This is a genomic window from Kluyvera sp. EC_51, from assembly GCF_019584505.1.
Classification (GTDB): domain Bacteria; phylum Pseudomonadota; class Gammaproteobacteria; order Enterobacterales; family Enterobacteriaceae; genus Kluyvera; species Kluyvera sichuanensis.
Genome location: NZ_VDAG01000079.1, coordinates 24,820 through 38,315 on the forward strand (window position 1 = coordinate 24,820; position 13,496 = coordinate 38,315).

13 protein-coding genes are annotated in these 13,496 nt (G+C 52.3%); 10 read left to right on the forward strand and 3 right to left on the reverse strand.

Translation table 11 applies throughout. The annotated features are described in order from the left end of the window. Positions 1 to 139 precede the first annotated feature (139 nt). The 4 genes from FHC49_RS14055 to FHC49_RS14070 all read left to right on the forward strand — a co-directional run bounded on the left by FHC49_RS14055 (position 140) and on the right by FHC49_RS14070 (position 3,849). On the forward strand, positions 140 to 1,339 hold the full coding sequence (locus FHC49_RS14055; protein WP_185667202.1) for a multidrug efflux MFS transporter: 1,200 nt from the start codon (positions 140 to 142) through the stop codon (positions 1,337 to 1,339). Positions 1,340 to 1,644: 305 nt separating this feature from the next. Next, a complete protein-coding gene (locus FHC49_RS14060; protein WP_185667201.1) occupies positions 1,645 to 1,899 on the forward strand; it encodes a sigma-S stabilization anti-adapter protein IraP in 255 nt (84 codons plus the stop codon). 105 nt (positions 1,900 to 2,004) lie between these two features. Next, on the forward strand, positions 2,005 to 3,414 hold the full coding sequence (gene phoA / locus FHC49_RS14065) for an alkaline phosphatase (RefSeq protein ID WP_220440105.1): 1,410 nt from the start codon (positions 2,005 to 2,007) through the stop codon (positions 3,412 to 3,414). A gap of 99 nt (positions 3,415 to 3,513) precedes the next feature. After that, positions 3,514 to 3,849, forward strand: a complete 336-nt coding sequence (locus tag FHC49_RS14070; RefSeq protein WP_185667199.1) for a PsiF family protein — start codon at positions 3,514 to 3,516, stop codon at positions 3,847 to 3,849. Positions 3,850 to 3,917: 68 nt separating this feature from the next. Here the strand turns inward: FHC49_RS14070 and proC are convergent, their stop codons facing one another. Beyond that, complete coding sequence (proC, locus tag FHC49_RS14075; RefSeq protein ID WP_185667198.1) at positions 3,918 to 4,727, reverse strand: pyrroline-5-carboxylate reductase; 810 nt, start codon at positions 4,725 to 4,727, stop codon at positions 3,918 to 3,920. A 157-nt stretch (positions 4,728 to 4,884) separates the two neighbouring features. Between proC and FHC49_RS14080 the strand changes: the two genes are divergently transcribed. From FHC49_RS14080 to ppnP, 4 genes are all read left to right on the forward strand, one after another. Beyond that, a complete protein-coding gene (locus tag FHC49_RS14080) occupies positions 4,885 to 5,337 on the forward strand; it encodes a YaiI/YqxD family protein (protein ID WP_220440106.1) in 453 nt (150 codons plus the stop codon). Positions 5,338 to 5,609: 272 nt separating this feature from the next. Beyond that, a complete protein-coding gene (aroL, locus tag FHC49_RS14085; protein WP_185667196.1) occupies positions 5,610 to 6,134 on the forward strand; it encodes a shikimate kinase AroL in 525 nt (174 codons plus the stop codon). Between the two features lie 294 nt (positions 6,135 to 6,428). After that, positions 6,429 to 7,106, forward strand: a complete 678-nt coding sequence (locus FHC49_RS14090; protein WP_185667195.1) for an AroM family protein — start codon at positions 6,429 to 6,431, stop codon at positions 7,104 to 7,106. 78 nt (positions 7,107 to 7,184) lie between these two features. Next, positions 7,185 to 7,469: a pyrimidine/purine nucleoside phosphorylase gene (gene ppnP / locus FHC49_RS14095; RefSeq protein WP_035895638.1), complete on the forward strand. Its 285-nt coding sequence runs from the start codon at positions 7,185 to 7,187 to the stop codon at positions 7,467 to 7,469. Between the two features lie 33 nt (positions 7,470 to 7,502). Here the strand turns inward: ppnP and FHC49_RS14100 are convergent, their stop codons facing one another. Next, entirely contained in the window at positions 7,503 to 8,336 is an 834-nt protein-coding gene (locus FHC49_RS14100; RefSeq protein ID WP_220440107.1) for a helix-turn-helix domain-containing protein, read from the reverse strand. A 194-nt stretch (positions 8,337 to 8,530) separates the two neighbouring features. On the opposite strand from FHC49_RS14100, the gene FHC49_RS14105 reads away from it, so the two are divergent. Both FHC49_RS14105 and FHC49_RS14110 read left to right on the forward strand, forming a co-directional pair. After that, positions 8,531 to 9,853 (forward strand): MFS transporter, encoded by a 1,323-nt coding sequence (locus tag FHC49_RS14105; RefSeq protein ID WP_220440108.1) that lies wholly within the window; start codon positions 8,531 to 8,533, stop codon positions 9,851 to 9,853. 11 nt (positions 9,854 to 9,864) lie between these two features. Then, positions 9,865 to 12,495, forward strand: a complete 2,631-nt coding sequence (locus FHC49_RS14110) for an alpha-L-rhamnosidase (RefSeq protein ID WP_220440109.1) — start codon at positions 9,865 to 9,867, stop codon at positions 12,493 to 12,495. 48 nt (positions 12,496 to 12,543) lie between these two features. Here the strand turns inward: FHC49_RS14110 and rdgC are convergent, their stop codons facing one another. Beyond that, positions 12,544 to 13,455, reverse strand: coding sequence for a recombination-associated protein RdgC (gene rdgC, locus FHC49_RS14115; RefSeq protein ID WP_123649988.1), 912 nt, complete (start codon positions 13,453 to 13,455; stop codon positions 12,544 to 12,546). Between the last annotated feature and the right edge of the window lie 41 nt (positions 13,456 to 13,496).

A 13,496-nucleotide genomic window follows, 5' to 3' on the forward strand; every position in this document is an offset into this window, starting at 1 on the left:
GTGATATTTATCACACAAAAGCGCTGAGTGGCTGATATTGTTCTGAAATAATGCATTAAGCATCTCTGACAATACGGCGCAAAGCGCAACTTGCTAACCTGTTTACTTGTCCTCGCAAAAAGAACGAATACGTGTAGTTATGGAATCCTGGAAGGTTAACCTTATTTCAGTTTGGCTCGGTTGTTTTTTCACCGGGTTGGCTATCAGCCAGATCTTACCGTTTTTGCCGCTTTACGTGGCGCAGTTGGGCGTCACCTCCCATGAATCTCTCTCCATGTGGTCTGGGTTAACCTTCAGCGTCACCTTCCTGGTTTCTGCCATTGTTTCGCCAATGTGGGGCAGCCTGGCCGACCGTAAAGGCCGTAAGCTTATGCTGCTGCGTGCCTCGTTGGGGATGGCGATTGCTATCCTGCTGCAGGCTTTTGCAACCAACGTCTGGCAGCTCTTTTTCCTGCGTGCGGTAATGGGCTTAACCTCCGGCTACATTCCTAACGCGATGGCGCTGGTGGCCTCCCAGGTGCCGCGTGAGCGCAGCGGTTGGGCACTCAGCACGCTGTCCACGGCGCAAATCACTGGCGTTATCGGTGGGCCGCTGCTTGGCGGCTTCCTGGCCGACCACGTTGGCCTGAGAATGGTCTTTTACATCACCGCGTTCCTGCTGCTGGTGAGCTTCCTGGTGACGTTGTTCCTGATTAAAGAGGGCCCGCGCCCGCAGTTCAATAAAGGGGAGAAGCTCAGCGGGAAAGCGGTATTTGCGACGCTGCCTTATCCGGGGCTGGTGATTAGCCTGTTCGTCACCACCATGGTTATCCAGTTGTGTAACGGGTCAATCAGCCCGATTCTGGCGCTGTTTATTAAATCGATGTCGCCAGACAGCAGTAATATCGCCTTCTTGAGCGGCATGATTGCCGCCGTCCCCGGCGTGTCGGCCCTTATTTCGGCACCAAGGCTGGGTAAGCTTGGCGATCGTATCGGCACGGGCCGCATATTGCTGGGTACGCTGACGTTTGCAGTGGTGCTGTTCTTTGCCATGTCGTTTGTCACCACGCCGTTCCAGTTGGGCGTGCTGCGCTTTATTCTTGGCTTTGCCGATGGCGCGATGCTGCCTGCGGTACAAACGCTGCTGCTGAAGTATATTAGCGAGCGCGTCACCGGGCGTATTTTTGGTTATAACCAGTCCTTTATGTACCTGGGTAACGTGGCCGGCCCGTTAATAGGTGCATCCATTTCGGCGATGGCCGGCTTCCGCTGGGTTTTTATTGTCACCGCGGTGATTGTGCTGATTAACCTCTGGCAATTAGCGGTAATGCTGCGTCGGGCGCAACCCGTACGTCAGTAATACCGGCATTGAGAGGGGAATAAACGCGGCGGCGTTTATTCCCTGATTACCGCACTACACTCTTCATATTCCCTCTTTGCGCCTTGCATTATTTAATGAGAAAAACGTTTCGCTGGCGATACCGGTAAGTAATTCCATGATATTGATGAGGATTATATTTTTGCCGAGGACTATTGCAGAATACGTAATATATTGTAATTCTATTCGGTGTTGCTGAAGGGGGAATAGCGCCGTAAGGTTTTGCGGTCTATTTATTTTTTCAGGGCTTGAGTCCTGCCCATGCCGTCATACAAGGAAAACGCGCGATGAAAAATTTCATTGCAGAACTGCTGGTCAAACTGGCCGAAAAGGAAGATGAAGCAAACGCGTTACGTATTCAGGTCGATGCACTTGAAGTGGTGGTGACCACGCTTTTACAGCATGTACAGCAAGGTTCTGGCCCGGTACTGGAGGATGAAATAGCCGCGACGTTGAATAAACTCGCCCCTGCAGAACACACCAGCGACCATAATAGCGAACTCTTATATAACCATGTTAAACGGTTATTTCTGCATCCCTAAAATTAGTAGGTAATGACATCATTTTGGGTGTCATTAAAATGTCACGCACTTTTCTTACAGTCTCCATGTTTCATTTTTTAAGTATTTGTACATGGAGAAACTAACGTGAAATACAGTGCTATTTTTGCCGCATTATTACCTCTTCTGGGTTTATCTGCCGCACACGCGGACACATCAACTGCCGTTCTGGATAACCGTGCCGCGCAAGGGGATATTACCCAGCCGGGCGGTGCTCGCCGTTTATCTGCCGATCAAACTGAAGCCATTCGCGCCTCTTTGAATAATAAGCAGGCCAAAAACGTTATTCTGCTGATTGGCGATGGGATGGGCGATTCTGAAATTACCGCTGCGCGTAACTATGCTGAAGGGGCGGGCGGTTATTTCAAAGGTATCGATGCGCTGCCGTTAACCGGGCAGTACACGCACTACGCGCTGAATAAAAAAACCGGTAAGCCGGATTATGTCACCGATTCTGCGGCGTCCGCGACGGCCTGGAGTACCGGGGTGAAAACCTATAACGGTGCGCTGGGCGTGGACATCCACGAAAAAGATCACCAGACCATTCTCGAGCTGGCAAAAGCAGCTGGCCTGGCAACGGGGAACGTTTCTACCGCCGAACTGCAGGACGCCACTCCTGCTGCGCTGGTATCGCATGTGACCTCACGTAAATGCTACGGCCCGAGCGTGACCAGCGAAAAATGCCCAACCAATGCTCTGGAGAAAGGCGGCAAGGGCTCCATCACCGAACAGCTGCTGAATGCACGCGCGGACGTGACGCTGGGCGGCGGTGCGAAGACCTTTGCTGAAACCGCAACGGCGGGGGAATGGCAGGGGAAAACGCTGCGTGAACAGGCGCAGGCGCGGGGTTATCAGCTCGTTGATAACGCCACGACGCTGGCGGCGATTACCCAGGCAAACCAGGATAAGCCGCTGCTGGGTCTGTTCTCAGACGGCAACATGCCGGTACGCTGGGAAGGGCCGAAAGCCTCCTTCCACGGTAACCTCGATAAACCTGTCGTGACCTGTGCGCCGAACCCGAAACGCGATGCCAGCGTACCGACCCTCGCGCAGATGACCGATAAAGCTATCTCTCTGCTGAGCACCAGTGAAAAAGGGTTCTTCCTGCAGGTAGAAGGCGCGTCGATTGATAAACAGGACCACGCGGCAAACCCGTGTGGCCAGATTGGCGAAACGGTCGATCTGGATGAAGCGGTACAGAAAGCACTGGAATTTGCCAAAAAAGACGGCAATACGCTGGTGATCGTCACCGCTGACCATGCCCACGCCAGCCAGATTATCCCACCGGAAACGAAGGCACCTGGCCTGACGCAGGCGCTCAACACCAAAGATGGTTCGGTGATGGTAATGAGCTACGGCAACTCGGAAGAGGAGTCGATGGAGCATACCGGCACCCAGTTGCGCATTGCGGCCTACGGCCCGCACGCGGCGAACGTGGTTGGCCTGACCGACCAGACGGACCTCTACTACACCATGAAAGCGGCGCTGGGGCTTTAAGCCCTGACACTCGCCCGACGGCAATATTTTGTCGTCGGGTTGGTAATATTCCTTCCAGCGACCAGACTTACAGAGTTCTACTCACAAAAGGATGGTGCAATGAAAACAACATTACTGGTTACCCTACTGTGTGGTCTGTTTACGGCGGGTGCCGTGTCTGCGGCAACGACGGCGGCTGCGCCGGAGAAAACCCTGACGCCGCAGCAGCAGCGCATGAGCACGTGTAATCATGAAGCCGCGTCAAAAACCCTGAAAGGTGATGAGCGTAAAACCTTTATGAGCAGCTGTCTGAAGGGGGAAAGTGCGGCCGCTGATGGCAAAAAACTGACTCCGCAGCAGCAAAAAATGAAGGACTGTAACGCGCAGGCCGCCACCAAAACCTTAAAGGGCGACGAACGTAAAACCTTTATGAGCACCTGTCTGAAAAACAAATAACTAACGGCGCCGTGGGCGCTTTTTTTATGGCAAGAAAATCAGGCCCGGCGTGATGCCGGGCCTGCGACTTATGATTTACTCATCTTCTCTGATTTTTCCATGCATTTGGCCATCGCTTCGATGACCGCGGAGCGGAAGCCTTTCTCTTCCAGCACGCGCACGGCTTCAATAGTGGTCCCGCCAGGCGAGCAGACCATATCCTTCAGCTCACCCGGATGCTTACCGGTTTCCAGCACCATCTTCGCCGAGCCCATGACCGCCTGTGCTGCAAACTTATAGGCCTGAGCACGCGGCATACCGCCCAACACGGCGGCATCGGCCATCGCTTCGATAAACATAAAGACATAGGCTGGAGCCGAGCCGCTAACGCCCACCACCGGGTGGATCATCGCTTCAGCGATCTCTTCAGCCGCACCAAAGCAGCGGAAAATATTCAGCACATCGGCGATATCTTCCGGTGTCACCAGCGCGTTTGGGGTAACGGAGGTCATCCCGGCATTCACCAGCGATGGGGTATTGGGCATGGCGCGTACGATTTTACGATCGTGGCCCAGCGCGCGCGCCAGCTGCTCCAGGGTTACGCCCGCTGCGATGGACACTACCAGTGAGTCTTTATTCAGGCTCGAGGCGATATCACTCAACACTTTAACCATGATGCCCGGCTTCACGGCACCAAAGACGATGTCGGCAACCTGAGCCACTTCCTGCGGGCTTTGCGCCGCGTTAATGCCGAATTCGTCGCGCAGCGCGGCCACTTTATCCGGTGACGGCGTGTAGACCCAAATCTGCCCAGGAAGTACCTGGCCGCTGGCAATCAGGCCACCAAGAATGGCTTTCCCCATGTTGCCGCAGCCAATGAAGCCAATCTTCTTCTCCATTTCTCTCTCCCTCTGTCTGTTTTTTTCGTAGTTTACTGTTATAGGCGATTCCCGGCGATGGGTAACCTACTTTTATCATTCAGCTGGCAATTAGTACGTACGCGCCCCGGCTCTCTGTATAATCACGCTTTGCGATAATATTCACTCAGGAGTATCGATGACCATTTGGGTTGATGCGGACGCTTGTCCGAACGTGATTAAAGAGGTGCTGTTTCGCGCCGCAGACCGCACGCAGATTGAGCTGGTACTGGTCGCTAACCAGTATCTGCGCGTGCCGCCGTCGCGTTTTATCCGCGCAATGGTGGTGCCAAAAGGGTTCGACGTGGCCGATAACGAAATCGTTCGCCTCTGCGAGCCCGGCGATCTGGTGATCACTGCCGATATCCCGCTGGCGGCTGAGGTGTTAGAAAAGGGCGGCGCGGCGCTGAATCCTCGCGGTGAACGCTACAGCGAGGCGACCATCAAAGAGCGCTTAACCCTGCGTGATTTTATGGACACCATGCGCTCCAGCGGTATTCAGACTGGCGGGCCTGCGGCGCTCTCCCAGCGCGATCGCCAACAGTTTGCCGCTGAGCTGGATAAATGGCTGCTGGCGGTCAAACGCGGCTGACGTGATTTCTGTCACATAAATGTGCTACCTTTTGCCGCGATGTCTGACTTGTCAAAGCCTGACACTTTCATGTACTGTTAGCGACACGTTTGTGGCATGTTTTTTTTACGCTTAATTTGCGCATTATAGCAGCGTGTAGCGGTAAAACATGTCTCCAGTCATATCAGAATGTAATATAAAGTTTACACTTACTTGCGTACTAGTTTGGTGATATCATTAGCGCATCATCTACACATCCCGCATTTACGCGTCATCAGGGGGAATTCCAGGTCATGACACAGCCGATTTTTCTTATCGGAGCCCGAGGCTGCGGAAAAACGACGATAGGTCAAGCGCTTACCCATGCCTGCCATTTTCACTTTGTTGATACTGACCTGGCGTTACAGCAGCAGTCCGGTATGAGCGTGGCGGAGATTGTCGACCTTGAAGGCTGGGCGGGATTCCGCGCACGTGAGACTCAAACATTGATGTCAGTCACTCAACCGAGCACGGTGGTGGCAACGGGCGGCGGTATTATTCTTGCACCCGTTAACCGCGAATTTATGCGCCAGAACGGTGTGGTTATCTATTTGAACGCCCCGGTACCGGTTCTGGCGCGTCGTCTGGAAGCCTTTCCAGAAGAGTCCCAGCGCCCGACGCTGACCGGTAAACCGATTAGCGAAGAAGTGGCGGAAGTGCTGGCGCAGCGAGATGCGCTGTACCGTGAAACCGCTCATTACGTTGTTGATGCCTCTGCGGCACCAGAACGTGTTGTCACGCTGATTCTTGATGCTCTGCACCTGGCCACGGCCAGCTAGCAGGGCCCGTCTGCTCTCTCTTTTCTCTCTTTATTTTCTCCTCCTCAGGTTTTCCTTCTGACTGCCGATATAACCACTTTTATTTCGTGGTTATATTGTGCGTAAGTCACATTTTTAGCTTATTATTAATGTTATAGAAAAGTTAAAATACAAACATATCAGGAGAGTATTGGAAATAACTGGAATCTTTACATTCCACCCGTTGGATGAACTGCTACGCTTCTGAGCGGTATTTTTCATCCATCCAGGTGGCTATGTGTAAAACGAGCATGTGAGAAGCAGAAGGTAGATAACATGAGTGCAACGATGGCGATTCTTACGATAGGGGTGGTGCCCGTCAGTGAAGTATTGCCGCTATTGACCGAGCACATCAGGGAAGATCAAATCACCCACATTAGCCTGTTAGGCAAAATGAGCCGTGCGCAAGTCATGGAAGAGTATGCACCAGAACCCGGTGAAGCACGTTTGCTGGTTCTGTTGAATGATAACCAGTTTGTTGAAGTTTCCCGTCTGAAAGTCGAGCACAGCCTGCAGGCCGTCATTGAGGTGCTGGACAATCAATCCTATGACGTCATTCTTTTACTGAATACGTTTAAATTACGCAGCATGGTGGCGCGCAATGCGATACTGCTGGAACCTCAGCGTATTATTCCACCGTTGGTCGCCTCTATCGTCGAGGGACATCAGGTCGGGGTATTGGTCCCCATTGAAGCGATTCTCGATGCCCAGCAGGAGAAGTGGCAGATGCTGTCCAATTTGCCCTATTACGCGCTGGCGAACCCGAATATTGATACCGACCAGCATCTGATTTCAGCGGGCAACTCGCTGCTGGAACAGGGGGCCGACGTGTTGGTACTCGACTCGTTGAGCTATCACCAGCGTCACCGCGACTTGTTACAAAAAGCGCTGGATGTGCCGGTTCTATTGTCGAATGTGCTGGTGGCCAGACTGGCGGCAGAATTATTGTGTTAAGCATATGATTTCGCGTGACAGGCTTCTGTTCGCAACTCTATATTGGTCTTTTGACGATAAGATAATAAGGGCCTGTTTATGCTTCAGAGCAACGAGTACTTTGAGGGAAAAGTGAAATCCATTGGCTTTACCAGCAGCAGCACGGGTCGTGCCAGCGTGGGCGTGATGGCGGAAGGTGAATACACCTTTGGTACCGCACAGCCGGAAGAAATGACCGTGATTAGCGGTGCGCTGAACGTGCTGTTACCGGGTGAAATTGAGTGGAAAGTCTACTCCGCAGGGGAAGTATTCAACGTGCCGGGCCACAGTGAATTTAATCTGCAGGTTGCAGAGCCAACCTCTTATCTGTGCCGCTATCTGTAATCTATTCCCTTCCTGCTGAGGCAGGAAGGGAATTCAATGCGATCCCCGGCGCATGCGCTCATCGGTAGGGGAAAGATTATAAATCCGCTTATAGCTTTGGGAAAAATGCGAGGCGTTGATAAAACCGCACTCAAATGCAATCCAGGTAATTGATTCTTCGCTAAAAAGTAACATGTGCTTTGCCGTACTCAGACGCAGGCGTAGCAGGTAATTTTCCGGTGAATATCCCGTCAGTTTGCGCGTCGAACGATACAGCGTACGCTGTGAAATAGCGTATTTCTCGCATAGCGCATCCCAGTTAATTTCCCCAGTATGGCGGAGCCGAATTTCGTCCAACAACTGCTCAATACCGCTATGGCTACGCGTGGGTTGGGCACGGACGCGGTGGAAGCTTAATAGTGAAATTAATTGCAGCAGTAGTCCTTCCCGACGCACCGTCACCAGTGGGTCCTGTTGATTCAATGTTTCGCTGAGTTGCTGAATCAACTGGTTGTAGGTGGCGCGGTACTCAAGATTGAGTCGATAAATACTGGAGGATGCCTCGGCAAACGTGTTGGTTAAAACCTGATGTAATGAAGGGATATTAATGAACTTAATATCGTCCCTTAAAAGAATATTCGTCAGGCTTAACGAACCCATGTTTTCATAATAATGATAGTCTTGCCGCTGAATATAAAAAACATCCCCAGTCTGAATCGCGATGGGTTCACCGTTTAAAATATGCGTGCCGCTTCCTCGGTCGACGATCACCAGTTCTTCGAAATCATGGTCGTGTTCAATATTATTAACTTCGGGATTGGTTTTATGCACGGCAATCGGCTGACTCTGCGCAGCAAAGTATTTATCAAAGAAAATTCGGTACATCATCGACCCTCCAGCCTCTGTTTCATTATTGCAGCACAGAAATAGCACTGTGGGGAGTTGTATTTACGGAAATGTGAAGTGTGCAGCCCAGTTTTATTCAGCCTGCCAGTTATCGGACAAAGGTGGCATTGTCAGTAATGTATGATGCATTGCGTTGGGTAAGACTGTGAACACTGTCCTATTTAAGGTGATTGGCTATGAAATTGTCATGGTGGCAAAAGCTCAGTTTCGGCAGCGGCGCATTCAGTAAGGATGTGTTTAGCGTTGTCGTTACATCCTATCTGATGGTGTTTTATACCGATGTTTTCGGGCTAACGGCGGCGATGGCCGGAATGATCTTGTTGATCACCCGACTGATTGATGCATTTTCTAATCCGTTTATTGGCACCGTCATGGACCGTACGCAGACACGCTGGGGGCGATTTCGTCCGTGGTTGCTGATCGTGCCGATCCCATTTTGTTTATTTACGGTATTGATGTTTTGGGTGCCGGACCTGTCGCTGACGATGAAGTTTATCTATGCGCTTATTGTCTACAATATCGCCGGGCTTTGTTTTACCTGTATTGATGTGGCCATCTGGGGACTGGTACCTAACCTGACGCGTGATGTCACCCAGCGTAGCCAGTTGATTGCCTTAAGCCGCGCTTTTTCCAACGTTGCGGGGATGATCATTGCGCCGCTGGTGATGCCGCTGATTTACTTTTTTGGTCGGGGTCATGATGCCAACGGTTTCCTGGCTGTCGGTTGGGTCGTCGGTATCCTGAGTATTCTCTTCTCGTGGATGCTGTTCTTTTCGACGAAAGAAATTGCCAGCGCCCCGGCAGGCGTTAAACCTCATTTTTTTGCTGCCATTAAACAGGCCTACGGCAGCGTAGCGGTACGCTGTGTGGTGTTGGCGATGATTGCTTTTGGCCTGAGCGTCGGTTTGCAAAATAGCGTCGGTATCTATTATCTGAAATATTATCTCCGGGAACCGGAGTTGATCCCTATTTATATTTTTATGAGTTATACCTGTAAAGTTATTGGTTCATTAGGGGCGCCATGGCTTATTGAAAAAATGGGCAATAGTCAGTCGGCAAAATGTACCTATATGGTTATGGGAAGTATCTGCATACTGATGATTTTTGCACCTATTGCCTTGCCGGTTATCTATTTTATGCTGGCCGGTATATTTAGCCTTGGTATTGGCGTACTGCTGGTGGCGATCACTGGGATGATGGCTGAAACCTCAGATAGGATGGAAGCGTTAACCGGTCAGCGTAGTGACGGAATGCTATTTTCATTAAATGCGCTCTCGATGCAAATTGGCTTTGCATTATCGGCGGCCTTTGCTGGATTTATTATGGAATGGGCCGGATATATACCGAATCAAGCTATTCAAAGCGCCAGTTCGTTGACTGCAATCAATCTGGTTCGCTGTGCTGGTCCGGCAATATTATGTTGGCTGGTAGTGATGGTCTTTTATTTTTATCAGCGGGAAATTCCCAACGCTAAAAAACTTATTCATAGTAAAGCTTAAGGTAAAATTAAATGATAGGTATCTTATCAGTAACCTGTAATGGTTCGACTGCCTGCCTGGGCGTGGATGCAAACGCTATTTCATTTAGTTGGGTAATCGATGGCGCTGAGCAACGTGACGTGATGCAACAGCGGTATCATTTGCAAATATCGACGGCCCCTCATTTTCAGGACTGTATTTATGACAGCCAATGGGTGGCATCGGGGCAATCACAGCACGTGGCGGCGGCGGGGTTTATTCCCTTGCCGGAGCAGCGTTATTTCTTCCGTGTGCGCGTGGAAGACAATGCCAGCGAGGTGTGTGCCTGGAGTCAGCCCGGTTGGCTGGAGTGTGCCCCGGATGCCGTTACGCCGTGGCAAGCGCAGTGGATCTCTCCAGACGACCGCGATACGCCGCCGGAAAGCGTTCATCTGTTGCGTAAAACGTTCCATTTACGGGGGAAGGTAAAACGTGCGCGTCTGTATGCCTCTGCGTTAGGCATCTACCAGCTACAAATTAATGAGCAGGACGTTAGTGATGCACTTTTTAGCCCCGGCTGGACAAGCTATCAGGATCATATCCAGTATCAGGTATACGACGTCACCGCGTTGCTAACGCAGGCGCGATTGGCGATTGGCGCGCGTCTGGCGGAAGGATGGTACAAGGGGGAGCTAAGCTGGCTGAAACGGCGCGAACTCTACGGTGACTGCAAAGCGCTGTTTATCCAGCTACAGATTACGTATGAAGATGGTACTGAACAGCGACTGATTAGCGATCAAAGTTGGCAGTGTCGTCCTGCCGGGCAAAGCCATAGCAGTTTTTATCATGGTGAGCGCTGGGATGCACGAGTTGAACCTCGTCATTGGGCCGCCGGTGCTGATTCAGAAGGTTGGCGAAACGTTGAGATCGTGCCTTCCCGCAGCGCATGGCTGGTTCCGCAGATAGCCGAGCCGGTACGCGTCACGGAGCACCTTACTCCGCGGGCGATCGTCAGTCGCAACGCGCGACGGACGGTGATTGACATGGGGCAGAATATGGTTGGCCGGGTACGTCTTCGCGCAACGCTGCAGTACGGCGAGCGGGTAGTATTGCGCCATGCCGAGGTTTTAGATCGTGAAGGTGAACTCTATACGGCGAATCTGCGCGGGGCCGATCAGCGTGTTGAGATTGTGGGAAATGGCGAGCCGCTAGATTATGCGGCACAGTTCTCTTTCCAGGGATTCCGCTACCTTGAAATTCAGGGGCTGAATGAGTTGGCAGATGAACGGGTACTGGCCAGCATTACCGGGGAAGTGCTGCACACCGATATGCAACGAACTGGCCATTTTCAGTGCTCGAGAGACGATATTAATCAATTATATCAGAATATTATCTGGGGACAGCGCGGCAACTTTGTCGATATCCCGACCGACTGCCCGCAGCGTGATGAACGTCTGGGCTGGACGGGTGATGCGCATATTTTCATGCGTACCGCAGCATTGAATTACAACATTCATCATTTCTTTAGCAAATGGCTACGTAGCCTCGCCGCCGATCAAAAGCCGGATGGCAGCGTCCCGATGGTGATCCCCGATATTCTACGCGACTATATTTCTAAAATTTGGGGAGATGAAACCTATACTTCCTCCGGCTGGGGGGATGCAGCGGTGATTTGTCCCTGGACGCTGTATCAGACCTACGGCGATAAAGCCTTGCTGGCTAAACACTGGCCCTCGATGAAGGCCTGGGTTCACTATATTCACGCCACGGGCAATGATCCTTGGGTGTGGAACAGCGGATTCCAGTTCGGCGATTGGCTGGCGCTGGATGCCAAACCGGACAGCTATTTTGGCGCGACGCCGGTCTATTTAGTCGCCAATGCGTTTTATGCTCATGTGACTAATCTGCTTTCTCAGGCGGCGCAAGCGCTGGGGCTTATAGAGGATGCGCGGCGCTATCGCGAGTGGTTTGCGCAGATTAAAGCACGCTTTGTCCGCGACTGGCTTAATGAGCGGGGCGAGATGAAAGCGGATACGCAAACGGCGCATATTCTGCCGCTGGCGTTTCGCCTGCTGGATGAGGCACAGTCCGCAGGTGTGGCGCAGCGCCTGCATGAACTTGTCGCGGCGTGTGATTACCATCTTGATACCGGATTCCTCGGCACCCCCTATCTGTGCCCGGTGTTGTCAGAGTACGGTTATCATCAGACGGCGGTGCGCCTGCTGTGCCAGACCACTTTCCCGTCGTGGCTGTTCTCGGTTCATCAGGGGGCGACGACAATCTGGGAGCATTGGGACGGCATAAAATCTGACGGTAGTTTCTGGAGCGACAATATGAACTCGTTTAACCACTATGCATATGGCGCGGTGGGCGAGTGGCTGTATCGCTATCTCGCCGGGCTGGATTTTGCGCCTGACTCGGTAGGAGGCAACCGCATCGTTTTCCGACCTGACGTAGGGAATACAGAGGTTAGCAGCGCCGAGGCGAGCTATCTGTCGCCTTACGGCGAGGTGGCTATTCGCTGGCAGCGAGAAGGCGCGCAGGCGCGTATTACGCTGAAGGTGCCTGCCAACGCGCAGGCGAGCCTGCTGATACCAACCGGTTGGCATGGTGAATTTATGCCAGAGGGGCGGCAACTACAGCTGGGGTCGGGGGAATATGCTCTTTTGCTAGAACAACGATAAACAGGAGATATCCCGGCGTCGGTAAGCGATGCCGGGATACAAGGGGGCTTAACGCTGGGCTTCGCCGCCTAAACCTTCTACCAGGCTTTTAATCATCGCCGCCAGTTCGCCGGTCATCAGAATAAAGTCCGCGTCGAAACGCTGAGCATAGTCGTCACGGTCGATATCTTCGTTCTGATCGCGCAGTTCGTCACAGAACTTCAGACGCTTAATGGAGCCGTCATCGCACATCACGAACTGGATACGCTGCTGCCAGTCGAGCGCCAGCTTGGTCACCAGCTTACCGGCTTCGATATGACAGGCGATCTCATCGCACACCAGATCCTGTTTCTTCGCACGGATCACGCCGCCGTCTTCGAGGATCGCTTTCAGCTCGGCTTCATCCAGAATCTGGAAACTTTGCGCCGCCGATCCGGAACGCACCCATTCGGTCAGGGTCAGTTCGATCGGGTTTTCCAGCGTCAGCGGCACTACCGGCAGCGAGCCGAGGCTTTTACGCAGCAGCGCCAGCGTATCTTCCGCCTTTTTGGCGCTGGCGCAGTCAACCATAATCAAGTCGTTAACGGTGTCGATCCACATCATCGTCTGGCTGAAACGGCTGAAAGCGCGCGGCAGCAGAGAGTGCAGGACTTCATCCTTCAGCGAATCTTTTTCGGTTTTCTTGAGCTTGCGGCCTTGATCGGCTTCGAGCTTTTGGATCTTCGCTTCCAGCGCTTGTTTAATCACCGGAGAGGGCAGGATCTTCTCTTCTTTGCGGGCGCAAATGATGATCTGACCATTTACTGTGTGCGTCAGCGCATCGCTGTGTGAGCCCATCGGCGGTACCCAGCCGGTTTTTGCCATATCCTGGCTGCCGCATGGGGTGAAGGTCATCTCAGCGAGCTGTTTCTCCATCTCTTCCGCGCGCAGGGAGATGTCGCGGCTGAGACGATAAACCATTAAATTTTTGAACCACAGCATGATAATTTCCACGGTGTTGTCGTTAAATCAGCGGGCAATGA

What these genes read in the sequence shown, in the direction of transcription:
- FHC49_RS14080 (WP_220440106.1), top strand. Translation starts at nt 4,885, where the DNA reads ATGACCATTTGGGTTGATGCGGACGCTTGTCCGAACGTGATTAAAGAG.
- FHC49_RS14100 (WP_220440107.1), bottom strand. Translation starts at nt 8,336, where the DNA reads ATGATGTACCGAATTTTCTTTGATAAATACTTTGCTGCGCAGAGTCAG.
- aroL (WP_185667196.1), top strand. Translation starts at nt 5,610, where the DNA reads ATGACACAGCCGATTTTTCTTATCGGAGCCCGAGGCTGCGGAAAAACG.
- FHC49_RS14055 (WP_185667202.1), top strand. Translation starts at nt 140, where the DNA reads ATGGAATCCTGGAAGGTTAACCTTATTTCAGTTTGGCTCGGTTGTTTT.
- FHC49_RS14090 (WP_185667195.1), top strand. Translation starts at nt 6,429, where the DNA reads ATGAGTGCAACGATGGCGATTCTTACGATAGGGGTGGTGCCCGTCAGT.
- FHC49_RS14105 (WP_220440108.1), top strand. Translation starts at nt 8,531, where the DNA reads ATGAAATTGTCATGGTGGCAAAAGCTCAGTTTCGGCAGCGGCGCATTC.
- FHC49_RS14070 (WP_185667199.1), top strand. Translation starts at nt 3,514, where the DNA reads ATGAAAACAACATTACTGGTTACCCTACTGTGTGGTCTGTTTACGGCG.
- ppnP (WP_035895638.1), top strand. Translation starts at nt 7,185, where the DNA reads ATGCTTCAGAGCAACGAGTACTTTGAGGGAAAAGTGAAATCCATTGGC.
- FHC49_RS14110 (WP_220440109.1), top strand. Translation starts at nt 9,865, where the DNA reads ATGATAGGTATCTTATCAGTAACCTGTAATGGTTCGACTGCCTGCCTG.
- FHC49_RS14060 (WP_185667201.1), top strand. Translation starts at nt 1,645, where the DNA reads ATGAAAAATTTCATTGCAGAACTGCTGGTCAAACTGGCCGAAAAGGAA.
- rdgC (WP_123649988.1), bottom strand. Translation starts at nt 13,455, where the DNA reads ATGCTGTGGTTCAAAAATTTAATGGTTTATCGTCTCAGCCGCGACATC.
- proC (WP_185667198.1), bottom strand. Translation starts at nt 4,727, where the DNA reads ATGGAGAAGAAGATTGGCTTCATTGGCTGCGGCAACATGGGGAAAGCC.